Source organism: Oceanicella sp. (assembly GCF_056449545.1).
In genome coordinates, this window is record NZ_JBWOMN010000049.1 from 21,080 (window position 1) to 43,982 (window position 22,903).

Below are 22,903 nucleotides of genomic sequence, written 5' to 3' on the forward strand. Positions count from 1 at the left end.
CGTCTAGCTCGCCAGTTGCGCCACGGCGCCCGCGACCAGCGGCGCCAGCGCGATGCGGTTGCTGGCATGGGGGATGGAATCGGCGCTCGCCACGCGCGCGCCCTTGGCCAGCAGCCGGGCATGCGCGTCGCCGGCGAAGATGCCGTGCACCACCACGCAGACGGGGGCGGGCAAGCCGCGGCGCCGCAGGATGTCCACGCTGGCGATCAGGGTCTCGCCCGACGACGCGACATCGTCCACCAGCACCGGCGTGCGCCCGGTCCATTGGCGCAGATCCGGGATGTCCACCGTCACGCGGCGATCTCCGGCGCGGGTCTTTCGGGCCACGGCATACGGCGCGCCGATGATCCCCGCGACCGCCGACACCCATTGCTCGCTTTCCTCGTCGGGGCCGATCAGCAGCGGGTCTGGGATCTCGGCGCCGATCCATTGCGCCATCAGCGGGCCGGCGTGCAGGGCCTGCGCCGGCACGCCGTAGATGTCGCCGAGGTCATGGATGCGGTGCAGATGCGGGTCCACCGTGACCAGCCAGTCGATCTCGCGCGACAGGATGTTGGCGAAATGCATCGCCGAGACCGCCTCGCCGTCATGGAACCGCCGATCCTGGCGCATATAGGCGAGGTAGGGGGCGACCAGCCCGACGCGGCGCGCGCCCAGCGCCCGCGCCGCGCCCGCCGCCAGCAGCAGCGGCATCAGCTTGGGGTCGGGGTCGTTGAGGGTGCAGACCAGCGCCACGGAGCGCCCGGACAGTTCGGAGCGATGGCGCAGATAGGTCTCGCCGTCGGGGAACCGGCGGGTTTCGAGCTTGCCGAGGTCAAAGCCTCCGGCCCGCGTCAGGCCTTGCGCGAAGGTCTCGTTGCCGGGCAGCGGGATCAGCAGGGGGGTCATTGCGGGGCTCCGATGCGGATGATGTCCGCGGCGCTTTCGGCGTAGCGCATGGCGTAGTCGAGCGTGCCGCGGTGTTCGGCGTGGACGGCGTAGAGCGGCTGGCCCGCGGTCACGCGGTCGCCGAGGCGCACATGCAGGTCGATGCCCGCGGCCTTGTCCTCGGGGGCGCCGGCGAGCTTGGCGCAGCGGGCCAGCTTGCGATTGTCGATGTCGCGCACCGCGCCGGCGGCGGTCGCCGTGATCTCGTGCCTGTGGGCGGCGACGGGCGGGGCGCGCATGCCGCCCTGTTCGTCGCAGATGGCCTGGAATTTTCGCCAGGCGCGCCCGTCGGACAGCGCCGCGGCGGCGGCGGCGAGGCCGGCGCCGGGGGGGGCCAGATCCACCAGCTCCAGCAGCGCCCCGGCCAGCGTCGCGGCGCGGTCGCGCAGGTCGGCGGGGGCGTCCGCGTCGCCGCGCAGCACCGCCAGCACGTCGCGGGCCTCCAGCGCCGGGCCGATGCCGCGCCCCACCGGCTGGCGCCCGTCGGTGATCAGCGTGCGCACCGCCAGCCCGAATTTTTCGGCGGTGCTTTCCAGATTCGCGGCGAGACGCCCGGCGGCGGCGGCGTCGCGCACCTTGGCGGTCGGCCCGACGGGGATGTCGAGCACCATATGCGTGGCCCCGGCGGCGATCTTCTTGGACAGGATCGAGGCGATGAGCTGGCCCTCGCTGTCGATGTCGAGCGCGCGTTCGATGCGGATCAGCAGGTCGTCCGCCGGGCTGAAGCGCACCGCGCCGCCCCAGACGACGCAGCCGCCGGTGCGCTGCACCACGCGGCGGATGGCCGGGGCGTCGAGTTCGACGGGGGCCAGGGTTTCCATGGTGTCGGCGGTGCCCGCGGGCGAGGTGATGGCCCGCGACGAGGTCTTGGGCATGGTCGCGCCCAGCGAGGCCATGATCGCCACCACGATCGGCGTGGTGCGATTGCCCGGCAGCCCGCCGACGCAATGCTTGTCGGCGATCGGGTGCGCGTCCCAGTGCATGCGCTCGCCGACCTCGACCATGGCGCCGGTCAGGGCGTGGATCTCGTCCAGATCCAGCGGCTGCGCGGCGCAGGCGGATATGAAGGCCGAGGCCTGGATGTCCGAATAGCGCCCGGCCACCAGATCCTCGATTATGCGGGCCAGATCCGGCGCGCTCAGGCGTTCGCCGTAGATCTTGCCGCGCACCGAACTCATGGACAGCGGCGGCCTGGCATGGGCGATGCGCACCAGGTCGCCGGGGCGGGGGTCGAGCCGGCGCCAGGCGGCTTCGGACAGCGCCGCCTCGTCCCGGGCGATCAGGTCGCCGAACACATGGTTGACGGTGGCGATCACGTGGCGGTCGCGCAAGCTGAGCCGCACCCGGGCATGGGCGCGAAAGCCTTCGGCGAGGCAGACCGGGCAGTTCACGTTCATGTAGACCACCGGCTGGTCGCGGGTGTCGACGCCGATGCGCCGCGGCGTCAGCAGGTTGGCCGGATCCCCGGCCGGGGGCGCGCCGCTCACAGGGCGGCCTCGTCGAACAGCAGCGGCACCTCGGCGTCCCAGCCCAGTTCGTCGCGAATGCGCACGCGCAGGGCCTCCGACGCCGTGGGTTCGCCATGGACGATGAACACCTGTCCCGGCGGGCGCTCGAAGCCGCGCAGCCAGCGCAGCAGGTCGTCGCGGTCGGCGTGGCTCGACAACATGCTGAGATTGCGCACCTCGGCGCGGATGGTGACGTAATCGCCATGGATGCGGACCCGTTTGGCGCCCGCGACCATGGCCGCGCCGCGGGTGCCCCCGGCCTGGAACCCGGCGAACAGGATGCTGTTGCGCCGGTCCGGCGCGATGACCTTCAGATGGTGCAGCACCCGCCCGCCGGTGGCCATGCCGCTGGCCGAGATGATCACCTTGGGCATGTGGTTGGCGTTCAGCGCCCGGGATTCGTCGGGGGTGCGCACATAGGTCGTCATGGCGAACATGGCGTCGCATTCGGCCGCCGACAGGCGTTGGTCGTCGAGATGGCTGCGATACACGTCGCTGGCGCGTTCAGCCATGGGGCTGTCGAGAAACACCGGCAGGTCGGGAATGCGCCCGGCATGCTTCAGGCGTTCGAGATGGTGCATCAGCGATTGCGCCCGGCCTACGGCGAAGGACGGGATCAGCACCGTGCCGCCGCGCGCGGCGGTGTCGTTGATCACGCCGGCGATTTCATCCTCGGGGTCGGCGGTCCCGTGCAGCCGGTCGCCATAGGTGGATTCCATCACCAGCGCGTCGGCGTCGCGCACCCGTTCCGGGTCGGGCATGGTCGCGGCGCCGAACTGGCCGAGATCGCCGGTGAAGACCAGCTTGCGCCCGCCTGCGCGCAATTCCACGATCGCCGCGCCGAGGATATGCCCCGCCGGACGCAACAGCGCCGAGATCCCGGGGGCGATGTCGAAGGACTCGTGAAATCCGCGCGGCGCGAAGGCGGCGAGGCAGGCCTCGGCGTCCTCGCGGGTGTAAAGCGGCAATGCCGGCTTGTGCTTGGTGTAGCCGTAGCGATTGGCGCGCTCGGCGTCCTTTTCCTGCAAATAGCCGCTGTCGGGCAGCAGGATCGCGCAAAGATCGCGGGTCGCCTCGGAACAATAGACGGGGCCGCGAAAGCCGCTGCGCACCAGCAGCGGCAGGTAGCCGGAATGGTCGATATGGGCATGGGTGAGAACCACCGCGTCGATCTTGCCCGGCGGGACCGGGAACGGCGCCCAGTTCTTGCGGCGCAGCTGCTTGAAGCCCTGAAACAGCCCGCAATCCACCAGGATCCGCTTGTCTCCGGCATGGACCAGATGACGCGAGCCGGTGACCGTCCCGGCGGCGCCCAGAAATTGCAGCGACAGTGTCATGGCAGGGTCTCCTTGCCGGCGGGCCAGTGGCTGCGGTGGTCCTGAATCGCGGTCTGGATGCGGATCAGCTCCATGACGTTGTCGAGATCGACGATCCCCGCCAGCCGCCCGTCGCGCATCACCGGCAGCACCCGGCAGGGGCTGGCCTGCAGGCGCGCCAGCACGCTTTCCAGCGGCTCGTCGATTTCGGCGGCGTCGGTCTGGGGCTGCATCCAGTCGCCCGCGGGGGCGGATTCGCCCGCCGCCTGCAGGCCGCGCAGCAGGTCGCTCTGGCCCAGCACGCCGATCATGCGCCCGCCTTCGATCACCGGGAAATCCTTCTGGCTGCCGGCCATGGTCAGCGCCACGGCGCGCGACAGCGGATCGCCCGGCGCCATGGTCTGATAGTCGACCAGCATGGCGCGGCCCACGGCGGCGCCCGCGAGCGAGGATTTCACCTGCTCGGAGCCCGCCTCGGCCGCCGCGCCGAACCACACGAACAGCGCGATGAGGATCAGGAACGGGTTGTAGAGCAGCCCCATCAGCCCCAGCCACAGCGCCAGCGCCTGACCGATGCGCGCCGCCATGCCCGTGGCGCGGGCGCGGTCCATGCGCAGCGCCAGCGCGGCGCGCAGCACCCGCCCGCCATCCATGGGAAACGCCGGCAGCATGTTGAACACCGCGAGCATGACGTTGATCGCCAGCAGTCGTTCCAGAAACGGCCCGCCGGTGAGGCTGAGCGGCTCCGCCGAGGTCATCGCGCCGGCCAGCGACAGCCATAGCCACAGCAGGGCGGCGATCGCCACGTTGACCGCCGGGCCGGCCAGCGCCACGAGGATTTCCTGCTTGGGGTCCTCGGGCATGCGTTCCAGCGCCGCGACGCCGCCGATGGGCAGCAGCGTGATGTCGCGGGTGGCGATGCCGAAGCGGCGCGCTGTCAGGGCGTGGCCGAATTCATGCAGCACCACGCAGGCGAACAGCGCCAGGATGAAGCCGACCCCGGTGGCGACCGCGCCCAGCGATCCCTCGGCGCGCCAATGGGCCACGCCGATCCACAGGATCAGCACCAGGAACGTGACATGGACATAAATGTCGATGCCCGCAATCCGGGTCAGTTTCCACGACCATTTCATGGCGCAACGCCCTCCGTTTGCCGTGACATCTGCGCAGGAAGGTATGGTGCGCGCCGGCCATTGGCCAGAGGGGAGCATTGCCGCAGCCGGCTTGCAGCGCCTTGCGTGGGCGCGCGTTCGCGGCCGCAGCCGTCGCAGCAGCCCGAAAAAATACGCCCGGGGCCGTTTCCGGCCCCGGGCGCGTCAGGGGCGCCGAAGCTGGGGCTAGAGGTTGCCCCGGCTCATTTCCCCGGCGATGTGGTCCGCCTGCCGGATCGCCAGCGCGACGATGGTCAGGGTCGGGTTCTCGGCCGCGCCGGTGGTGAACTGGCTGCCGTCGGACACGAACAGGTTGCCGATGTCATGCGACTGCCCCCAGCGGTTCACCACCCCGTCGCGCGGATTCGCCGACATGCGGTTGGTGCCCAGATTGTGGGTCGAGGGATAGGGCGGCGTCGGGAACACCCGCGTCGCCCCCACCGCGTCATAGATCGCCGCGCCCTGCCGGTAGGCGTGATCGCGCATGGCGTTGTCGTTGGGGTGGTTGTCGAAATGCACGTTGGGCGCCGGCAGGCCGAACTGATCCTTCAGGTCGTGGTTGAGGGTGATGCGGTTGGTTTCCTGGGGCATGTCCTCGCCCACGATCCACATCCCGGCCATGTTCTCGTAGCCATCGAGCGCGGAGGTGAATTCGCGCCCCCAGGCGCCGGGGTCGAGGAACGCCGCCATGAAAGGCAGGCCCAGCGACAGGGTTTCCAGTTCGTAGCCGCCGACGAAGCCGCGCGACGGGTCGTGGCGCGCCTCGTCCTGGATGATCCCGGCCATGGTGGTGCCGCGCCACATGCGCACCGGCTTGTCGAACACCGCATAGACCGAGCCCGTCATGTGGCGCATGTAGTTGCGCCCCACCTGGCCCGACGAATTGGCAAGCCCGTCGGGGAACAGGCTCGACGCCGAATTCAGCAGCAGGCGCGGGCTTTCGATGGAATTGCCCGCCACGCAGACGATGCGCGCCTTTTGCAGATGCTGATTGCCGTCCTTGTCGGCGTAGAGCACGCCGGTGACGCGGCCCTTGGCGTCATGTTCGATCTTCAGCGCATGGGCGCGTTCGCGGACTTCAAGATTGCCGGTCGCCTCGCCCCGCGGCACGTCGGTGTAGGCCGATGACCATTTCGCCCCCCATTTGCAGCCCTGAAAGCAGAACCCGGTCTGCTGGCAGGCATTGCGGCCGTCGTATTCGGCGCTGTTGATGGCCATGCGGCCGGTGTGGACCTCCTTGTAGCCGAGCGCCTTGGCCCCGGCCTCGAACACCTTGTAGTTGTTGCAGCCGGGCAGTCCCGCGCGCCCGCCGGTGCGGGTGACGCCGAGCTTGTTTTCGGCCTTCACGTAATAGGGGTCCATGTCGTCGTTGTCGATCGGCCAGTCGAGCAGGTTCGCCCCCTGCACCGGGCCGTAGGTGGTGGCGGCCTTCCATTCATGGTCCCGGATGCGCAGCGAGGCCCCGGCCCAATGGGTCGTCGTGCCGCCGACCGCCTTGACGATCCAGGCCGGCAGGCCGGAAAAATCCTTGGCCACCCGCCAGTCGCCGGATGTCGATCGCGCGTCGGTCCAGGCCAGCTGGCCGAAGCTTTCCCATTCGTCGTTGACGTAGTCTTCGGGCAGGTAGCGTCCGCCCGCCTCCAGCGCCACGACGCTGACGCCCTTCTGGGCCAGTTCGTTGGACAGCACGCCGCCGCCGGCGCCGGTGCCGATGACGACGACGACGCCGTCGTCGCTCAGGTCAAATGGTGCAGCCATGATCGCGCCCTCCTCAGATCCAGTTGATGTCGTTGAAGCCGCGGTTGATGTAGCCGCCCTTGGAATAGCTTTCGCCCTCGTAGCCAAACAGCGGCCAGACCGCTTTCTGGTTGTAGAGGCCGCCCACCAGCCCGCCGCGCACCTGCTGGAAGAAGGCGCTGTCCTCCATGGCGCGCAGGATGTCGACGCGGTCGCGTTCCCAGCGCGTGTCGAGATAGCTGGCGAAACCCTTGCCGGCGGCGGCCGCGTCGAGCGCCGCGATCCCGGCCTCGATCGAGGCCGCGAGATCCGCGGAATCATAGCCCTTGACCGCGGCGGCGTAGAATTCATCGGCCACGCGGTCATGGGGGTAGATGTCGCGCGCCATCTGGATCAGCGTCGCCATGGTGCGGGGCTGAAGGTGGTTGACCTCGACGGCCCAGGCGGCGGAGGTCCCGGCGACGAAGCCGGCCCCCACCACCAGCGCGGCCCCGGCCGCGGCGCTGCGCGCCAGCAGATCCCTGCGGGTCAGCATTGAACGATCAGGTTCCATAGTCGGCGTTCCTCCCTTGATGCCTCGTCCCTTGCCGGGACGTTTTCCGGATCTCTCGCCCCGGGGACGGGGCGTCTTGACCTTGCCGCGACTCCGATGGGGGTCAGCGGTATCGGCCTTGCCGCTGCAAGACCTCGATGTCGTAGCCGTCGGGGTCCTGGATGAAGAAGAACCGGGCCAGCAGCGCGCCCCCGGGGCTGAATTCGACGATCTTGCGGGGCGCGTGGCCGGCGGCCTCGATGCGGGCGCGTTCGGCGTCGAGATCGTCGACGCAAAACGCGATGTGCCCGTAGCCGTCGCCGAGCTCGTAGGGCGCGGCGCGGTCCTTGTTGACGGTCAGCTCCAGTTCGAAGTCGGTCTCGTCATTGCCCAGATAGACCAGCGTGAAGCCGTCGAAATCCAGTCGCTCGATCACGCGCAGGGCGAAAACCTCTTCGTAGAACGCCACCGAGCGCGCTTCGTCGCGCACCCGAATCATCATGTGGATCGCCTTGGCCACCGAGCTCTCCCTCAAAGCTGTCCCTAATGCTTGCGATCAGGGTAGCGAGGCGGCGCGGGCCGTTGGTAGTAGCATGATACTACATCGAAGACTCGTGACCGGCGCTATTGCGCGGCGATGGTCCCGCCCCCGGAGCCGAAATCGCCGTCGATTCGGGATTCGATCCCGGGTCCGATTTCGGCCGCCGCCGCCATCTGGTCGCGGCGGATCAGGCAGGCGCAGCGCAGCAGCGAGGTGAAGTTCGGCGCCTCGCCCCTGAGTTCAAGCACTTCGGCATGCAGCTTGGACACGAAGGCCGGGGTCGAGACCCCCTCGGCGCCGGCGATGTCATCGACGATCTTCCAGAACGACCGCTCCAGCCGGATGCTGGTGCTCTGGCCGTTCAGCCGCATGCGCCGGGTTTCAGGCTGGTAGTCCTCTGGATCCTGTCCGGCGAAAATTCGACACATGACCGCTCCTCCCCGAGTAATCCGCGAAGCGTCATCTTTGATCCGCCGCCGGGCATTTGCAAGGCGATCGCGTTTTCGTGCGGGCCCGGACGGCCCGCGAGGGGATCAGTCCGGGTCCGGCGCGTCGCCGGAGCCCGGCGCGAATTCGGCGCGCAGCGCCGCGTCGTCGCGCCCCAGCGCCGGGACCGGGGCCAGCGCGTCGCCGCGCCAGGGCGTGCGCGCCGGGGGCGCGGGAACCTGCGCGCGCCGCCCGTCGGGCAGGGTCAGGGAGGCCATGCGCAGCGCCGGATGCGCGAGGACCGCCGGAAGATCGCGCATTGCGCCATGGGCGATGCTGGCCGCCTTCAGCCGCGCCGTCAGGTCGCTGCGCGAAAATCGCGCCGTGGCGGCGGCGATCAGCGGTTCGAGTTCGGCGCGCCGCGCGGTGCGCGCGCGATTGTCGGCGAAGCGCGGATCGGCCGCCAGTTCGGGCGCCTCCAGCGCCTGTTCGCACAGCCGGGCCCATTCGCGTTCGTTCTGCACCGCGATGATCACCTCGCCGCCGTCGCGGCAGGGATAGGCGCCGTAGGGCGTGATCGAAGGGTGGCGCATGCCGATGCTGCGCGGCCCGGCGCCGGCGCCGATCTGCTGCAGGATCGGCGCCGCCATCAGATCGGCCATGCTGTCAAACAGCGACAGCGACAGGTGGCAGCCGACGCCGCTGCGCGCGCGCAGCGCCAGCGCCTCCAGAATCGCCCCATGGGCGTTGACCCCGGTGAGGATGTCGGCGATCGACACGCCGATGCGCCCGCCGCCGCTGATCGCCGACAGCCCGCTTTCGGCCTGGATCAGCATGTCATAGGCTTTCATGTCGCTGCAGGGGCCGGTTTCGCCATAGCCCGAGATCGCGCAGGTGATCAGCCGCGGGTTCGCCTTGCGCAGATCCTCGGCCCCGAGCCCCAGCCGCGCCGCGGCGCCCACCGCCAGGTTCTGCACGAACACGTCGGCGCGGGCCAGCATCCGCCGCATCAAGGCCAGGTCGCCGGGCTGCTTCAGATCGAGCCGCAACGACTGCTTGCCCCGGTTGGCCCAGGTGAAATAGCTGGATTCGCCCTTGACGAAACCGTCGTAGCCGCGGGCGAAATCGCCCTCGGGGCGTTCCACCTTCACCACCCGCGCGCCCGCATCCGCCAGCCGCGCGGTGCAGACCGGCGCCGCCACCGCCTGTTCCAGCGACACCACGAACACCCCGTCCAGCGGCATTTGATCCCGGGTCATGACCCCCGCCTAGAAGGAGCGCGGCATGTGCAGCACATGTTCGCCGATGAAGGACAGGATCAGGTTGGTGGAGATCGGCGCCACCTGATACAGCCGGGTTTCGCGCAGCTTGCGCTCGATGTCGTATTCGGTGGCGAAGCCGTAGCCGCCATGGGTCTGAACGCAGGTGTCCCCGGCGGCCCATGACGCCTCCGAAGCCAGCAGCTTGGCCATGTTGGCCTCCGCCCCGCAGGGGTGTTCGGCGTCGAAAAGGCGGGCGGCCTCGCGGGTCATCAGTTCGGCGGCGCGCATCTGGGCATAGGCGCGGGCGATGGGGAACTGCACCCCCTGATTGCGCCCGATGGGGCGGCCGAACACTTCGCGTTCGCTGGCGTAGGCGGCGGCGCGTTCGATGAAGAATTTCGCATCGCCGATGCATTCATGGGCGATGAGGATGCGTTCGGCGTTCATGCCGTCGAGGATGTAGGCGAAACCGCGCCCTTCCTCGCCGATCAGCGCGTCGGCGGGGATGGCGAGGTCGTCGAAGAACAGCTCGGTGGCGTGGTGGTTCATCATCGCGTCGATGGGGGCGATGCGCAGCCCGGCGCCGCGCGCCGCGCGCATGTCGACGAGAAAGGCGCTCAGCCCCTCGGTCTTGCGCGCGCATTGCGCCTTCGGCGTGGTGCGGGCCAGCAGCAGCAGCAGGTCGGACTGCTCGGCGCGGCTGATCCAGACCTTCTGGCCGTTGACGATGTAGCGATCCCCGTCGCGCCGCGCGGTGGTGGCGATCGAGGTGGTGTCGCTGCCCGCCTTCGGTTCGGTGACCCCGAAGGCCTGCAGGCGCAGCTCGCCCCGGGCGATGGCCGGAAGATAGCGGGATTTCTGCGCCTCGGAGCCGTGGCGCAGCAGCGTGCCCATGGTGTACATCTGCGCATGGCAGGCGCCGGGATGCCCGCCCGCGCGGGATATTTCCTCCAGAATCGCCCCCGCCGCCGCGACGCCGAGCCCGGCGCCGCCGAAGGATTCCGGGATCAGCGCCGCCAGATGCCCCGCCTCGGTCAGCGCCGCGACGAACGCGTCGGGATAGGCTTTTTCGGCGTCGAGCCCGCGCCAGTAGGCGCCGGGAAAATCGGCGCACAGCGCCGCCACGCCGTCGCGAATGTCCTGAAAGTCGTCCATGGGCGCCCGATCCTGTTCAACCGGCGGCGCGCGCCGCCGCCGGTTGACCAGGCGCCTGACCCCGCGCGGCTGGCCACCCCCGCGCCGGCGCGCCGGCGCGGTCGCAGGGGGCGATGGTCATGCCCCGGGGCAGCAGGGTCTCGGCGTCGCCGCAGGCCATGGCCAGGCGGTCCGCGTCCAGCCCGCGCACGCCGGTGAGATCGGCGCCCGACAGGTTGGTGCGCCGCAGCAGCGCGCCGTCGAGATCGGCGCCGCGCAGATCGGCGCGCTGCAGCCGGGCGCTCGACAGCCGCGCGCCGCTCAGATCGGCGTTGCGAAACAGCGCGCCGCCGGCGGCGATGCGGTCGAGATCGGCGTTGCGCAGATCCGCATCGGAGAAATCGGCGTTCGCCAGCGAGGCGCGCTCCATGTCCACGCGCTCCATCCGGGCGCCGCGAAACGACGCGCCGTCGGCGCGAATGCGGCGCAGCAGGGCGCCGCGGATATCGGCGTCCGACAGGTCGGCGACGGTCAGGTCGGCGGATTCCAGATCGATGTCGCGCATGTCGGCGCCGGTCATGCGGGCGCCGGTCAGGGTGGATTTCTCCAGATCCGCGGCGCGCAGGCGGGCGCCGGTGAAATCGGCGTCGGGGGCGAACATGCGCTCCATCTCGGCGCGGCGCAGATCGGCCTCGCCGAAATTGACGCCGGGCAGTCTTGCGGTCTTCAGATCCGCCTCGCGCAGCACCGCGCCGCTGAAATCGCCGTTGGCGAGCGTCAGCGCGCGCAGGCTGTGGGCGCGCAGGTCGCAGCCCGGGCAGCCGCCATTGGCGATGATCGTCTCGGCGTCCATGGAAAGCGCCGGCAGGGCGGCGAACAGCGCGCATGAAATGCTGATGGCGAGGGTGGTGCGCAGGCGGGTCATGGGCCGGGCTTTCAACTGTTGTCGCGGGGTCGGGTCCAATATGGGCGCCCGCCGCGGCGGCGTCCAGACGCGGCGCGACGACACCCGCCTAGGCGGGATCGCGCCGGAAGCGCGCGTAATCCCCGACCCGCTGGCGCCCGATGCGCCGCAGGATCGCCACCCAGGCCGCCAGCCCCTCGTCGATCGAGGACAGGCGGAAAAATTCGTTGGGCGCATGGTAGTCTTCATCCGAGAGCGCAAACGAAAACATCACCGTGTCGATGCCCAGCCCCCGCGCCACGATATCGGCGAGCGGCAGGCTGGCGCCGATGCGCACCCGCAGCGGCCGGGCCCCGGCGGCGGTTTCCAGCGCGTCCTCGGCGGCCAGCAGCAACGGGTGATCGGGGGGGACCTCGTAGGCCCCGGCCCAGCCGCGCCGGTCGGTGACGCTCAGCCGCGCGCCCGCCGGGCAGGCGGCGGCGAGATGCGCGACGACCGCATCGCGCACCGCCTGCGGGTCCTGGCCGGGAACCAGACGCATGGTGAGCTTGGCGTGGGCCTCGGCCGGGATCACGGTCTTGGCGCCGGCGCCCTGATAGCCGCCCCACATGCCGTTGACCTCCAGCGTCGGGCGCAGCCACAGGCGTTCCAGCATGCCGTAACCGGCCTCGCCCGCGGGCGCGGCGTCCAGCGCCGCGAACATCTGCGCCGCATTGTCGGGGATGGCGGCCAGCGCGGCGCGCGCGGCGGCGTCGGGTTCGGCGACGCCGTCATGAAAGCCGGGCACGGCGACGCGGCGTCGGGCGTCGTGCAGCCCGGCGATGATCTCGGCCATCACGTGCAGCGCATTGGGGACGATGCCGCCATAGCGCCCTGAATGCAGGTCCTTGCAGGCGGTGCGCACCGAAAACTCCAGCCCGCCATTGCCGCGCGAACCCACATTGATCGCCAGCAGGTCCGGGCGCCAGCGGGCGCCGTCCGCCGACAGGATCGCGTCCGCCGCCAGCAGGTCGCGATGGTCGCGCAGGATGGCCGAGAGCGAGGGGCTGCCGGTTTCCTCCTCGCCCTCGAACAGCAGCTTGACATTGACCGGCAACCCGCCCTCTACGGCGAGAAAGGCGGCGAGGGTCTCGAGCGCGACCATGCTCGGCCCCTTGTCGTCCGAGGCCCCGCGCCCGTAAAGCCGCCCGTCGCGCAGCGTCGGTTCGAAAGGCGGCGTCGTCCATTTGTCGAGCGGGTCGGGCGGCTGCACGTCGTAATGACCGTAGACGAGGATGGTGGGCCGGTCCGCGACCCCGCGCCGTTCGGCGTAGATCGCCGGATGCCCCCCCGGGGGCGCTTCGAGCCGCTGAATCCGCGAGAAACCGATCTCGGCGAGGCGGGTTTCGATCAGGCGGCGCGCGTCTTCCATGCCCTGCGCAAATCCCGGATCGGCGCCCACGGAGGGGCAGCGGATCAGATCGCAGAGCCGCTCGATGGCCGCCGCGCGCCCGGCCAGCGCGTGGGTCAAGACCGGATCCTGACCGGGGGGGTGATCGGGGGCGTGACCGGGCGGGGTCACGCCACGCCGCCGTCGACGCTCAGCACCTGACCGCTGATCCATCCGGCTTCGTCGCCGGTCAGGAAAGCGACGGCGGCGGCGATGTCCTCGGGGGCGCCGATGCGCCGGGTGTGGATGCGCTCCACCAACCGGCGCTGGCCCTCGGGGCCGTAGCCGTCCCATTGCGCCCGGGTCGCCGGGTTGGAGAGCACGAAGCCCGGGGCCACGGAATTCACCGTGATCCCGTGGCGGCCCAGTTCATGGCTGAGCTGGCGGGTGAGGCCGATCAGCGCGTGCTTGGCGGCGGCGTAGGCCTGGATGCCGGTGAGACTGGGGCGCAGCCCGGCGCCCGAACTGATGGTGACGATCCGCCCCCGGCCGGCTTCGCGCATCGCCGGCGCGACCGCCTGCGCCAGAAAGAAGGCGCTGTCCACATTGGCGGCGAACACGGCGCGCCAGTCATGTTCCTGCACCTCCTCGACCGGGCGCCCGGTCTGGCCGCGCACGCCGCCCGCGGCGTTGACCAGAATGTCCGGCGCGCCGTGATCGCGGGTCACCGCGGCGAACAGCGCCGCCGCATGTTCGCGCGATCCCAGATCGGCGGCGATGGCCGGCAGCCCGAGCCGGTCGCGCGCCGCGTCGAAATCCGCGCCGGCAAGGTCGCTGACCACGACCTGCGCGCCGTCCCGCGCCAGCCGCGCGGCGATGGCGGCGCCGATGCCCCCGACCGCGCCGGTGACCAGCGCCACGCGCCGGGTCATGGCCGCGCCCGCGCGGGCAGGGCGGCGGCCAGCTGCGCGAAGGTCTCGGGCGATTGCGCGCGGCGCCCGTCCTCGATGTCGTGGATCAGCTCGGTCAGCCGGGTCAGCAGCGGCGCGGCGATGCCGTGACCGGCGCCGATTGCGGCGGCGACGCCGATCTGGGGGTCGACCTCGGTGCGTCGCCTGCGCACCGCCAGGTCGCGCCAGACGCCGCTATGGGTCTTGGCGGTCCCGGCGTTGAACGCCGCCAGCCGGGCCAGGCAGGCGCGGGCGGCGGCCTCGGGGGCGGCGGGCATGAAGGCCGCGGGTTCGAAGCCGTTGAAGGGGCGCGGCGCGGCGCCCTCGGCGCGCGCGATCAGCATCATTTCGCGGGCCAGCCCGATCAGCGCCGGCGCCCGGGCGGGATCGGCGAAATTGTCGGTCATGCTGTCATTGCTGAGCGCGGTGGCGAACAGCATGGCGCCGTAGCCGAGCTTGCCCCAGAGGTAATCCCAGATGCTGTCGGTCAGCACGGCGTCGGGTTCGAACAGCTTCAGCAGCGCGAACATGTCGCGGGTGCGGGGGCGGGTGGTCCCGTCGATCTCGCCCACCGCCACGGCGCCGCGATTGCCCAGCAGGATGCGCCCCGGCGCCAGCCAGTCGGCGCCGAAATTGACCAATGCGCCCATGCAGCGATCAGCCCCGGCCATGTTCGCGATCAGCCGTTCGTTGAGCCCGTTCTGCGCCGACAGCACATAGCCGTCAGCGGCCAGATGCGGCAGCAGGGCGGTCATGGCGGCCTCGGTGTCCTGCGCCTTCACCGCCAGCACCACGCGGCCATGCACGCCGTCGAGCCGCTCGGGCGCGACGCAGGGCACCACCTGTCGGAAGGCGTTGATCGGGCCCTCGATGGCCAGCCCGTCGCCGGCGCAGGCCCGGGCGTGGGGTTCGACGATGTCCACCATCCGCACCGGAATCCCGGCGCGCGCCCACCAGGCGCCGAGCACGCCGCCGATGGCCCCGGCCCCCCAGATCAGGATTTCGGGCCGAACGCCGGCGTCAGGGGCCGCGCCGCTCATGCGCCGGGATCGCCCGGATCCGGCCATGGGCCTTCGAGCGCCGCGCGGGTGTCGGCCACCCCCACGGCCCAGAGCGCCAGCATGTCCGCGTCGGATCGCCGCCACGGCCCGCCGAAGGCGCCGTCGCCCAGCATCGCCCGGGCCTGGGCCGGGGGGGCGACGCGCGCCGCCTGCATGTCGGGGGCCGGCTTTTCGCCCTCGGGCGCCGGGGCGTGGGCCAGCCGGGTCCAGGGGTAGTTCTCCATCCAGTTGGCGTGGCTGCCGGTGGGATCGATGGCCTGCACCTTGGCCCAGGTGGCGGGGGCGTTCCACCAGTTGTGGAATTTCACCGAGATGTCGGGCCAGTCCGCCATCAACTGCTGCGCCTGCGCGTCCACCGGGTTGTTGCCGCCATGGGCGTTGACGATGAGGATGCGCCGAAAACCGCCGCGCCGCATCGATTCGACCGCGTCGCGCACCACCGCCAGCAGGGTTTCGGGGCGCAGCGAGATGGTGCCCGGATAGGCGCTGAAATACGGCGCCAGCCCGTAGGGGATCACCGGGAACACCGGCACGCCCAGCGGCTCCGCGGCGTCGATCGACACCTTTTCGGCGAGGATCGCATCCACGCAGAGCGACAGCTGCGCGTGCTGTTCGGTGGACCCGATGGGCAGCACGCAGCGCGGATCGCGCGCCGCCTGGGCCTCCACGTCGCGCCAGTTCATGTCGGCGATCTTCATGATGTCTTCCCCCTGCTGGTGTCGGCCGCCGCGGGCGCCCCGCCCCGCGCGTCGGTCGTGTCGGTCGCGTCGGTCATGTCCGTCGGGCCCGGCGGGCCGTCGGGCAGCGCGCTTGGCCAGTCGCCGGAATCCAGCACCATCTTGGCCATCAGCCGCGACAGGGTGGCGCGCTCGTCCTCGCTGAGGCTCGACAGCATGAGCCGTTCCTGCGTCACGAAGGCGGGCAGGGTTTCTTCGTAGAGCGCGCGCCCCGCCGGGGTCAGGCGCAGGGTCTGGTTGCGCCCCTGTCCCGGGGTGCGGCTGCGCTTGATCAGCTTCAGGCCCTCCAGCCGGGCGATGGCGCGCGACAGCGTGTTCTTGGGAAAGCCCGAGCTGCGGGAGATGTCGCGCGACCGCGCCCCGTCCGCCAGCGCCAGCGCGTAGACCACCACGTATTCCGGGCGGCTGAGCCCGTAATTGCGCTTCACCCAGTCGTAAAGCGGCACGTTGTAGCGCAGCGCCAGATAGTTGAGCCGGAAGGCCAGCCAGCACGGGTTGCGCCAGAGCTTGGCCTCCAGCATCGGATCCATGCCCGAGACCCCGCCGCCCGACGGCGCGCCGGGGATCGGCGGGCCCTGCGGGTTCGGCGCGCGGTCATCGGGGCGCTGGCCCCGTGCGGCCGTGTGACGCTGTTCGTTCATATGCGCGGGGGCTCCCTGACCTGCGATCCTGAAACGGCGATCCTGATGCGGCGAACCTGGCCGGCGAAGCTGGCGTTGCGATCCGGACCGGCGAAGCTGGCGTTGCGATCCGGGACAGGCGACGCATGTTCCAATAAGAACTTGCTTTTGCCATATCGCGCTTGACGGGTCCAATAATAATGCTCATCCTCGGAATCGCAAGTTCCAAATGGAATTTAAACAAGGCGGGCAAACCGCCGCCATCATGCAACAGGAGAGGAAACCAGATGAGACACAGGTCATTTCTGCGACCGGCGGCGGTTGCGGTCGGGTTCGGGCTCGGGCTGGCGATGGCGGTCGGCGCCGCGTCCGCGCAGACCCTGACGATGGGGGTGCGCGGCGGGCCGGAATCGCTGGATCCGCATTATTCGGCGCTTGGCCCGCATGCCGAGGCGGCCAAGCATATCTACGACACGCTGGTCTGGTCCGGGGACGATCTGCAGATCGAGCCGGGGCTGGCCCTGTCCTGGACGCCGATCGACGCGGACACCTGGGAATTCAAGCTGCGCGAGGGCGTGAAGTTCCATGACGGGTCGGATTTCGACGCCGAGGACGTGAAGTTTTCGATCGAGCGCATTCCCGTGGTCTCCGGCCCCACCACCACCACCATCTACGTGCGCCGCGTCAAGGAGGTGGAGATCGTCGACCCGCTGACCCTGCGCATCCACACCGACGGCCCGGCGGCGACGCTGCCGTATGATTTCGTGCGCCTGTTCATCGTCAGCAGCGACGCGGCGGCGGATTATTCGACCCCCGAAACCTCGGCCGCGGGCTTCAACAGCGGCAAGGCCGCCATCGGCACCGGCCCCTACAAGCTGGTGAGCTGGGAGCCCAAGGGCGATCTGGTGCTCGAACGCTTCGACGACTACTGGCGCGGCAAGGGCGCCTGGGAAAAGGTCATCCGCAAGGAGATCCCCAATGACAGTTCGCGGCTGGCGGCGCTGAAGGCGGGGCAGGTGGACGTGATCAACTACGTCTCCTCGGTGGATTACCTGGCCCTGCAGCGCGATCCCGACGTGGACGCGGTGATCGGCGACAGCGTCTACATCATGAACCTGGCCCTGGACCAGCGCGAGGACACGCCGCGGGTGCGCGCCAGGGACGGTTCGAAACTGGCGACCAATCCGCTGCGCGACCAGCGGGTGCGCGACGCCTTCGACCTCGCCATCGACCGCGAAACCATGGTGGAGATCGTGCTCGAAGGCCTCGGCAAGCCGGCCAACCAGATGATGCCCCCGGGCTTCTTCGGGTCCAACGCCGCCATTCCGACGCCCGAATACAACCCCGGGAAGGCCAGGGCCCTGCTGGCCGAGGCGGGCTATCCGGACGGGTTCGAGATCGACCTGTTCTGCACCGCCGACCGGCTGCCCGGCGACGGCGCGATCTGCCAGGGGCTGGGGCAGATGTTCAGCCAGGTGGGGATCAGGACCAATGTCAACGCGGTCTCCAAGACGGTGTATTTTCCGGCCCAGGCGCGGCTTGAGTATTCGGTGTTCATGAACGGCTGGGGCACGCTGACCGGCGAGGCCTCCTACACGCTGGGCGCGCTGGCCCATTCCAAGGCGCCCGATCTGAAGCTCGGGCAGTTCAACCGCATCGACTACGGCAACCCCAAGGTGGATGCGCTGCTGGAAGAGGGCGCGACCAAGCTCGATTTCGACGAACGCCGGGCGCTCTACGAAGAAGCCATGGCGCTGACCATGGCCGATCGGGCCTATATCTCGATCATCCAGCTGCAGACGGTCTGGGCCGCCAGGGCGGGGGCGCTGACCTTCACGCCGCGCTATGACGAGGATACGCTGGCCTTCTTCATCACGCCCAGGGGCTGAGGCCCGGCCGGGCGGCCGGCCCGGCGCGGGCCCGGGGGGACCCGCGCCGGGGCCGCCGGCCGCCCGGCTTCAACCGGGTATCGGGGGGCGCCGGCCGCCCGATCCGCTGAACGCAGGCCCATCGGGGGGGCGCAATGCTGGGCTTCGTCATCCAACGCTTCCTGCAGGCCGCGCTGGTCATGGCGGTGATGTCGGTGATCGTGTTCGTGGGCGTCTACGCCATCGGCAACCCGGTGGACATCGTCATCCCCCCCGACGCCACCGAGGACATCCGCGCCGAGGCGATCCGCCGGCTCGGGCTCGACCGGCCCCTGTGGGAACAGTACTGGATCTTTGCCGGCAACCTGCTGCAGGGCGATTTCGGGCGCTCCTTCGTCTACAACATCCCGGTGCTGGAGCTGATCGGCGGGCGGCTGCCCGCGACGCTGGAACTGGTGCTGATCTCGGTGATCTCGGCCGCCGTGCTGGGGGTCGGCCTCGGGGTCTATGCCGGCTACCGCCCCGACAGCTGGATTTCGAGGACCATCATGGCGGTGTCGGTGCTGGGGTTCTCGGTGCCCTCGTTCTGGGTCGGGCTGATCCTGATCATGACCTTCGCGGTGTCGCTGGGCTGGCTGCCGGCGGGCGGGCGCGGGGACACGGTGACGCTGTTCGGGGTCAGGTGGAGCTTTCTCACCGGCAACGGGCTGGCGCATATCGTGCTGCCCGCCGTCAACCTCGCGATCTTCAAGCTGGCGATGATGATCCGGCTGGCGCGCGCCGGCACGCGGGAAACCATGCTGAGCGACACCATCAAGTTCGCCCGCGCCGCCGGGATCCGCGAAAGCGTGATCCTGCGCCGCCACCTGCTGAAGCTGATCTCGATCCCGATCATCACGGTGTTCGGGCTCGAGCTCGGTTCGACCCTGGCCTTCGCGGTGGTCACCGAGACGATCTTTTCGTGGCCCGGGGTGGGCAAGCTGATCATCGATTCCATCGCCGTGCTCGACCGCCCGGTGATGGTCGCCTATCTGATCCTGATCGCGCTGCTGTTCGTCAGCATCAATTTCACCGTCGATCTGGCGTTCGCGCTGATCGACCCGCGGATCCGCGCGAGGACCGCGTCGTGAACGCCGGGGACAAGGCGCATGCCGCCCGCAGGTCTGCGCCCGGCACGCCCCCCGGCACGCCCCCCGGCACGCCCCCCGGCACGCCCCCCGGCACGCCGTTGAGCCGGTTCTGGGCCGAATTCCGCGAGAACCGCGTCGCGGTGGCGGCCCTGCTGGTGGTGCTGGTCATGGCGGCGCTGGCGATCTTCGCGCCGCTGGTCTCGCCGCAGGACCCCTATGACCTCGCCTCGCTGTCGCTGCGCGACGCGCGCCGGCCGCCGGGCTATGTGGGGACCGGCGGCTACCTGCATGCGCTCGGCACCGACCCGCAGGGGCGCGACCTGCTGTCGGCGATCTTCTTCGGGCTGCGGATCTCGATCCAGATCGGGCTGGCGGCGGGGGTGGTGGCGCTGAGCATCGGGGCGACGCTGGGCATTCTCGCCGCGTATCTGGGCGGGTGGCTGGAATCGCTGATCATGCGCATCGTCGATCTGCAATTGTCCTTTCCGGCGATCCTGCTGGCGCTGGTGCTGGTGGCCTTGCTGGGGCAGGGCAAGGGGCCGCTGATCGCCGCGCTGGTGGCCGCGCAATACGCCTATTTCGCCCGCACCGCCTATGGCGCCGCCACGGCGGAGCGGCGCAAGGACTACATCGAGGCGGCGCTGGCCACGCCCCTGAGCGGGCCGCGGGTGGTGCTGCGCCACCTGCTGCCCAACTGCATGCCGCCGCTGATCGTGGTGGCCACGGTGCAGATCGCCAACGCCATCAGCCTGGAGGCGACGCTGAGCTTTCTCGGCCTCGGCCTGCCGGTGACCGAGCCGTCGCTGGGGATGCTGATCGCCAACGGGTTTCCCTACATGATGAGCGGACGCTACTGGATTTCGGTCTATCCCGGCGTGGCGCTGATCATCCTGATCGTCGCCATCAACATCGTCGGCGATCAGATCCGCGACCAGGTCAACCCGAGGCTGCGGCGATGACCGATGTCCTGCAGGTGACCGATCTGAAAACCCATTTCCCGACCCGGGCCGGGCTGGTGAAGGCGGTGGACGGGGTGTCGTTTTCGCTGGCGCGGGGCGAAATCGTCGGGCTGGTGGGCGAAAGCGGGTCGGGCAAGACCGTGACCGGGTTTTCGCTGCTGGGGCTGGTGGACCCTCCGGGGCGGGTGGTCGCCGGGTCGATCCGGCTCAACGGGCAGGACCTGGTGGGGCTGGCGGAAGCGGAGCTGCGCAAGCGCCGCGGGCGCGAGATCGCCATGATCTTTCAGGACCCGATCGCCACGCTGAACCCCATGCTGACCATCGGCCGACAGATGCGGCTGGCGATCGAGGCCCATGAGCGGATCTCGGGCAGGGCCGCCGCGGCGCGCTGCGCCGAAATGCTGACCCGGGTGGGGATTCCGTCGGCCAGGGCGCGGCTGGCCGCCTATCCGCACGAGTTTTCCGGCGGCATGCGCCAGCGCGTGGCCATCGCCATCGCGTTGCTGCACAGGCCCGGGGTGATCGTCGCCGACGAACCCACCACGGCGCTCGACGTGTCGATCCAGGCGCAGATCCTGAAGCTGATGGGCGATCTGGCGCGGGATTTCGGGGTGGCGCTGATCTGGATCAGCCATGATCTGGCGGTGGTGTCCAATCTGGCGACCCGGCTGCTGGTGATGTATGCGGGTCGGGTGGTCGAGGAAGGCCCCACCGGCGCGGTGCTGCGCGATCCGCGCCATCCCTATACGCAGGGGCTGATCGCCTCGCTGCCCGCCGCCGCCCATGCCGGGGCGCGGCTGCGCCAGATACCCGGCGCGCCGCCCGCCCTGCTGTCGCTGCCGCCGGGCTGCCCGTTCGCGCCGCGCTGCGATCGCGCCGGCCCGGATTGCGACGAGGCCCCCGGCGTCACGCGCGACGTCGCCCCCGACGGCCCCCGCGCCTGGCGCTGCGTGCGCCCGGTGCGCGCCGGGGCGGCGGCGTCATGAACGCGTTTCTCAGCATCGAGGGCGTCAGCCGCGATTTCGGCCCCAACCTGTCCATGGGCGAGCGCATCGCGGCGAAGCTCGGCGCGGCGGTGGAGACCAGATCGGTGCAGGCGGTCAGCAACGTGTCGATCAGCGTGGCGCGGGGCGAGACCCTGGGGCTGGTGGGCGAATCCGGCTGCGGGAAATCCACGCTGGGGCGGGTGGCGGCGGGGATCCTGGCGCCCGGCGCCGGGCGGGTGCTGCTCGACGGCCAGCCGGTGATGCGGGACGGGGTCAAGATCACGACGCGGGTGCAGACGGTGTTTCAGGACCCCTTCGCCTCGCTGGACCCGCGCATGAAGGTCGGCGACGCGGTGGCCGAGGGGCCCATCGCCCACGGGCTGACGACCCGCGCCAAGGCCCGCGCCCATGTGGCGGCGTGGTTCGCGCGGGTCGGGCTCGACGCCCAGGCCGCCGGGCGCTATCCGCACCAGTTTTCCGGCGGCCAGCGCCAGCGCATCGCCATCGCCCGGGCCCTGGCCATGGAGCCCGACCTGCTGATCTGCGACGAACCGGTGGCCTCGCTCGACGTGTCGATCCAGGCGCAGATCATCAATCTGTTCCTGGATCTGCGTCGCGATCTGGGGCTGACCTGCCTGTTCATCAGCCATGACCTGTCGGTGGTGCGCCATGTCAGCGACGCCATGGCGGTGATGTATCTGGGGCGCATCGTCGAACAGGGCGGCGCCCAAGAGGTGTTCGAAACCCCGGCGCATCCCTATGCCCAGGCGCTGCTGGCCAGCGTGCCGAAGCTGGCGCTGGACGGGGCGCGCGCCGGCTTCACGCCGATCGCGGGCGAGATCCCCTCGCCGCTGGCGCCGCCGCCGGGCTGCCATTTCGCCCCGCGCTGTCCGCTGGCCGAAGACCGCTGCCGCCGCGTTGCGCCGCCGCTGGACGCCATCGCGCCCGGGCGGCGCGTCGCCTGCCACGTGGCCGCCGCGCGATTCGCGGCGCGGGCGGAGGCATAGGCGCGGCGCGGAGGTGGGGGGCGCGCTGCCGCGGCGGCGGGTTTTTTTTCATCGCCAAGCTTACATTATAAAAACTGAATGTATAAATGCAGGCAGGAAACGCCGCCCGCCGCCCCACCGGAGCGGGCCAGACAGGAGAACCCCAATGAACGCCCAACGCGCAACCATGAGCATCGCCGGCGCCTTCGTCCTCGTCAGCCTGGCGCTGGCCCATTTCAGCGGTCAGATCGACCTGTCGCAATTCGGCTGGCTGTGGTTCACGGTGTTCGTGGGCGCCAACCTGTTCCAGTCCGGCCTGTCGGGTTTCTGCCCGCTGACCCGGATTCTGAAGGCGATCGGCGCGCATTGACGCCGGGCGCCGGATCGGGGCGGGTCGGCTTTCCGGCGCGCTGCAGATCTCGCAGAGCTTTTCCAGCAGCGCCTCGACGATGATGAAGAACCTGATGAACAAGAAGGGCGTCACCTCGATCGAGGATCTGCGCGAGGCGACGATGGATTGCGAGGCGCGCATGATCGCCTGCCAGATGACGCCGGTCCTGTTCGAGCATTCGCCCGGCGACATGATCGTGGGCGTCGAGATCGGCGGCGCCGCGACCCATATGGGCGCCGCGTCGAAATTCGCCGTCAACCTGTTCATCTGAACCGGAAAGACGCCCGGGGACGGGCCCGGCGCCGGCGCCGCCCGCCCGGCCCCCTGAGCGCCGCCGCCAGCCCGGTGGAGACCACCGTCTTGCCCGAGGATTCATGGGCGGCGGAAATCATGAAGGCGGTCATGGCG

General features: G+C 70.3%; 24 protein-coding genes. 7 read left to right on the forward strand and 17 right to left on the reverse strand.

Annotated features, from left to right (window positions below):
* Positions 1–3: 3 nt before the first annotated feature.
* The 16 genes from AC1HC7_RS06925 to AC1HC7_RS07000 all read right to left on the reverse strand — a co-directional run bounded on the left by AC1HC7_RS06925 (position 4) and on the right by AC1HC7_RS07000 (position 16,196).
* Complete coding sequence (locus tag AC1HC7_RS06925) at positions 4–888, reverse strand: ribose-phosphate pyrophosphokinase (protein WP_479497545.1); 885 nt, start codon at positions 886–888, stop codon at positions 4–6.
* A complete protein-coding gene (locus AC1HC7_RS06930) occupies positions 885–2,414 on the reverse strand; it encodes a thymidine phosphorylase family protein (protein ID WP_479497544.1) in 1,530 nt (509 codons plus the stop codon). Before AC1HC7_RS06930 ends, AC1HC7_RS06925 begins: the two co-directional genes overlap by 4 nt.
* Positions 2,411–3,772 (reverse strand): MBL fold metallo-hydrolase RNA specificity domain-containing protein, encoded by a 1,362-nt coding sequence (locus tag AC1HC7_RS06935; RefSeq protein ID WP_479497543.1) that lies wholly within the window; start codon positions 3,770–3,772, stop codon positions 2,411–2,413. Before AC1HC7_RS06935 ends, AC1HC7_RS06930 begins: the two co-directional genes overlap by 4 nt.
* Positions 3,769–4,884: a site-2 protease family protein gene (locus AC1HC7_RS06940; RefSeq protein ID WP_479497542.1), complete on the reverse strand. Its 1,116-nt coding sequence runs from the start codon at positions 4,882–4,884 to the stop codon at positions 3,769–3,771. The genes AC1HC7_RS06935 and AC1HC7_RS06940 overlap by 4 nt, the downstream gene beginning before the upstream one ends.
* Positions 4,885–5,088: 204 nt before the next feature.
* On the reverse strand, positions 5,089–6,660 hold the full coding sequence (locus AC1HC7_RS06945) for a GMC family oxidoreductase (RefSeq protein ID WP_479497541.1): 1,572 nt from the start codon (positions 6,658–6,660) through the stop codon (positions 5,089–5,091).
* A 13-nt stretch (positions 6,661–6,673) separates the two neighbouring features.
* Complete coding sequence (locus AC1HC7_RS06950; RefSeq protein ID WP_479497540.1) at positions 6,674–7,174, reverse strand: twin-arginine translocation signal domain-containing protein; 501 nt, start codon at positions 7,172–7,174, stop codon at positions 6,674–6,676.
* A 121-nt stretch (positions 7,175–7,295) separates the two neighbouring features.
* A complete protein-coding gene (locus AC1HC7_RS06955) occupies positions 7,296–7,691 on the reverse strand; it encodes a VOC family protein (protein WP_479497539.1) in 396 nt (131 codons plus the stop codon).
* Positions 7,692–7,795: 104 nt separating this feature from the next.
* On the reverse strand, positions 7,796–8,140 hold the full coding sequence (locus AC1HC7_RS06960; RefSeq protein WP_479497538.1) for a ribbon-helix-helix domain-containing protein: 345 nt from the start codon (positions 8,138–8,140) through the stop codon (positions 7,796–7,798).
* 105 nt (positions 8,141–8,245) lie between these two features.
* Complete coding sequence (locus tag AC1HC7_RS06965; protein WP_479498844.1) at positions 8,246–9,397, reverse strand: CaiB/BaiF CoA transferase family protein; 1,152 nt, start codon at positions 9,395–9,397, stop codon at positions 8,246–8,248.
* 9 nt (positions 9,398–9,406) lie between these two features.
* A complete protein-coding gene (locus tag AC1HC7_RS06970) occupies positions 9,407–10,555 on the reverse strand; it encodes an acyl-CoA dehydrogenase family protein (RefSeq protein WP_479497536.1) in 1,149 nt (382 codons plus the stop codon).
* 16 nt (positions 10,556–10,571) lie between these two features.
* The gene (locus AC1HC7_RS06975; RefSeq protein ID WP_479498845.1) at positions 10,572–11,459 is read right to left on the reverse strand and encodes a pentapeptide repeat-containing protein; all 888 of its coding nucleotides are present in this window, start codon (positions 11,457–11,459) and stop codon (positions 10,572–10,574) included.
* An 88-nt stretch (positions 11,460–11,547) separates the two neighbouring features.
* Positions 11,548–12,948 carry a dipeptidase gene (locus tag AC1HC7_RS06980; RefSeq protein ID WP_479497534.1) on the reverse strand — a complete coding sequence of 467 codons (1,401 nt, stop codon included), beginning with the start codon at positions 12,946–12,948 and terminating at the stop codon, positions 11,548–11,550.
* Positions 12,949–12,995: 47 nt separating this feature from the next.
* Positions 12,996–13,739, reverse strand: coding sequence for an SDR family NAD(P)-dependent oxidoreductase (locus tag AC1HC7_RS06985; RefSeq protein WP_479497533.1), 744 nt, complete (start codon positions 13,737–13,739; stop codon positions 12,996–12,998).
* Positions 13,736–14,797, reverse strand: coding sequence for a ketopantoate reductase family protein (locus AC1HC7_RS06990; protein ID WP_479497532.1), 1,062 nt, complete (start codon positions 14,795–14,797; stop codon positions 13,736–13,738). Before AC1HC7_RS06990 ends, AC1HC7_RS06985 begins: the two co-directional genes overlap by 4 nt.
* Positions 14,794–15,516 (reverse strand): creatininase family protein, encoded by a 723-nt coding sequence (locus tag AC1HC7_RS06995; RefSeq protein WP_479497531.1) that lies wholly within the window; start codon positions 15,514–15,516, stop codon positions 14,794–14,796. The genes AC1HC7_RS06990 and AC1HC7_RS06995 overlap by 4 nt, the downstream gene beginning before the upstream one ends.
* Positions 15,513–16,196: a MarR family winged helix-turn-helix transcriptional regulator gene (locus tag AC1HC7_RS07000; RefSeq protein ID WP_479498846.1), complete on the reverse strand. Its 684-nt coding sequence runs from the start codon at positions 16,194–16,196 to the stop codon at positions 15,513–15,515. The genes AC1HC7_RS06995 and AC1HC7_RS07000 overlap by 4 nt, the downstream gene beginning before the upstream one ends.
* A 266-nt stretch (positions 16,197–16,462) precedes the next feature.
* Between AC1HC7_RS07000 and AC1HC7_RS07005 the strand changes: the two genes are divergently transcribed.
* The 7 genes from AC1HC7_RS07005 to AC1HC7_RS07035 all read left to right on the forward strand — a co-directional run bounded on the left by AC1HC7_RS07005 (position 16,463) and on the right by AC1HC7_RS07035 (position 22,766).
* Positions 16,463–18,064, forward strand: a complete 1,602-nt coding sequence (locus AC1HC7_RS07005; protein ID WP_479498847.1) for an ABC transporter substrate-binding protein — start codon at positions 16,463–16,465, stop codon at positions 18,062–18,064.
* A gap of 134 nt (positions 18,065–18,198) precedes the next feature.
* Complete coding sequence (locus tag AC1HC7_RS07010) at positions 18,199–19,173, forward strand: ABC transporter permease (protein ID WP_479497528.1); 975 nt, start codon at positions 18,199–18,201, stop codon at positions 19,171–19,173.
* Positions 19,170–20,132: an ABC transporter permease gene (locus tag AC1HC7_RS07015; protein WP_479498848.1), complete on the forward strand. Its 963-nt coding sequence runs from the start codon at positions 19,170–19,172 to the stop codon at positions 20,130–20,132. Before AC1HC7_RS07010 ends, AC1HC7_RS07015 begins: the two co-directional genes overlap by 4 nt.
* On the forward strand, positions 20,129–21,118 hold the full coding sequence (locus AC1HC7_RS07020; protein ID WP_479497526.1) for an ABC transporter ATP-binding protein: 990 nt from the start codon (positions 20,129–20,131) through the stop codon (positions 21,116–21,118). The genes AC1HC7_RS07015 and AC1HC7_RS07020 overlap by 4 nt, the downstream gene beginning before the upstream one ends.
* Positions 21,115–22,125, forward strand: a complete 1,011-nt coding sequence (locus AC1HC7_RS07025; RefSeq protein ID WP_479497525.1) for an ABC transporter ATP-binding protein — start codon at positions 21,115–21,117, stop codon at positions 22,123–22,125. The genes AC1HC7_RS07020 and AC1HC7_RS07025 overlap by 4 nt, the downstream gene beginning before the upstream one ends.
* Positions 22,126–22,270: 145 nt before the next feature.
* On the forward strand, positions 22,271–22,474 hold the full coding sequence (locus AC1HC7_RS07030; RefSeq protein WP_479497524.1) for a YgaP family membrane protein: 204 nt from the start codon (positions 22,271–22,273) through the stop codon (positions 22,472–22,474).
* Positions 22,475–22,520: 46 nt separating this feature from the next.
* Entirely contained in the window at positions 22,521–22,766 is a 246-nt protein-coding gene (locus AC1HC7_RS07035; RefSeq protein WP_479498851.1) for a DsrE/DsrF/DrsH-like family protein, read from the forward strand.
* On the opposite strand, the gene AC1HC7_RS07040 is transcribed toward AC1HC7_RS07035, so the two are convergent.
* The gene (locus tag AC1HC7_RS07040; RefSeq protein ID WP_479497523.1) at positions 22,759–22,899 is read right to left on the reverse strand and encodes a hypothetical protein; all 141 of its coding nucleotides are present in this window, start codon (positions 22,897–22,899) and stop codon (positions 22,759–22,761) included. The genes AC1HC7_RS07035 and AC1HC7_RS07040 overlap by 8 nt on opposite strands.
* Between the last annotated feature and the right edge of the window lie 4 nt (positions 22,900–22,903).

Bases quoted from the DNA above. Each gene is read 5' to 3' on its own strand.
- AC1HC7_RS06925 (WP_479497545.1), bottom strand. From the start codon at position 888: ATGACCCCCCTGCTGATCCCGCTGCCCGGCAACGAGACCTTCGCGCAA.
- AC1HC7_RS06935 (WP_479497543.1), bottom strand. From the start codon at position 3,772: ATGACACTGTCGCTGCAATTTCTGGGCGCCGCCGGGACGGTCACCGGC.
- AC1HC7_RS06940 (WP_479497542.1), bottom strand. From the start codon at position 4,884: ATGAAATGGTCGTGGAAACTGACCCGGATTGCGGGCATCGACATTTAT.
- AC1HC7_RS06945 (WP_479497541.1), bottom strand. From the start codon at position 6,660: ATGGCTGCACCATTTGACCTGAGCGACGACGGCGTCGTCGTCGTCATC.
- AC1HC7_RS06950 (WP_479497540.1), bottom strand. From the start codon at position 7,174: ATGCTGACCCGCAGGGATCTGCTGGCGCGCAGCGCCGCGGCCGGGGCC.
- AC1HC7_RS06960 (WP_479497538.1), bottom strand. From the start codon at position 8,140: ATGTGTCGAATTTTCGCCGGACAGGATCCAGAGGACTACCAGCCTGAA.
- AC1HC7_RS06965 (WP_479498844.1), bottom strand. From the start codon at position 9,397: ATGACCCGGGATCAAATGCCGCTGGACGGGGTGTTCGTGGTGTCGCTG.
- AC1HC7_RS06970 (WP_479497536.1), bottom strand. From the start codon at position 10,555: ATGGACGACTTTCAGGACATTCGCGACGGCGTGGCGGCGCTGTGCGCC.
- AC1HC7_RS06975 (WP_479498845.1), bottom strand. From the start codon at position 11,459: ATGACCCGCCTGCGCACCACCCTCGCCATCAGCATTTCATGCGCGCTG.
- AC1HC7_RS06985 (WP_479497533.1), bottom strand. From the start codon at position 13,739: ATGACCCGGCGCGTGGCGCTGGTCACCGGCGCGGTCGGGGGCATCGGC.
- AC1HC7_RS06990 (WP_479497532.1), bottom strand. From the start codon at position 14,797: ATGAGCGGCGCGGCCCCTGACGCCGGCGTTCGGCCCGAAATCCTGATC.
- AC1HC7_RS06995 (WP_479497531.1), bottom strand. From the start codon at position 15,516: ATGAAGATCGCCGACATGAACTGGCGCGACGTGGAGGCCCAGGCGGCG.
- AC1HC7_RS07000 (WP_479498846.1), bottom strand. From the start codon at position 16,196: ATGAACGAACAGCGTCACACGGCCGCACGGGGCCAGCGCCCCGATGAC.
- AC1HC7_RS07005 (WP_479498847.1), top strand. From the start codon at position 16,463: ATGAGACACAGGTCATTTCTGCGACCGGCGGCGGTTGCGGTCGGGTTC.
- AC1HC7_RS07010 (WP_479497528.1), top strand. From the start codon at position 18,199: ATGCTGGGCTTCGTCATCCAACGCTTCCTGCAGGCCGCGCTGGTCATG.
- AC1HC7_RS07020 (WP_479497526.1), top strand. From the start codon at position 20,129: ATGACCGATGTCCTGCAGGTGACCGATCTGAAAACCCATTTCCCGACC.
- AC1HC7_RS07025 (WP_479497525.1), top strand. From the start codon at position 21,115: ATGAACGCGTTTCTCAGCATCGAGGGCGTCAGCCGCGATTTCGGCCCC.
- AC1HC7_RS07030 (WP_479497524.1), top strand. From the start codon at position 22,271: ATGAACGCCCAACGCGCAACCATGAGCATCGCCGGCGCCTTCGTCCTC.
- AC1HC7_RS07040 (WP_479497523.1), bottom strand. From the start codon at position 22,899: ATGACCGCCTTCATGATTTCCGCCGCCCATGAATCCTCGGGCAAGACG.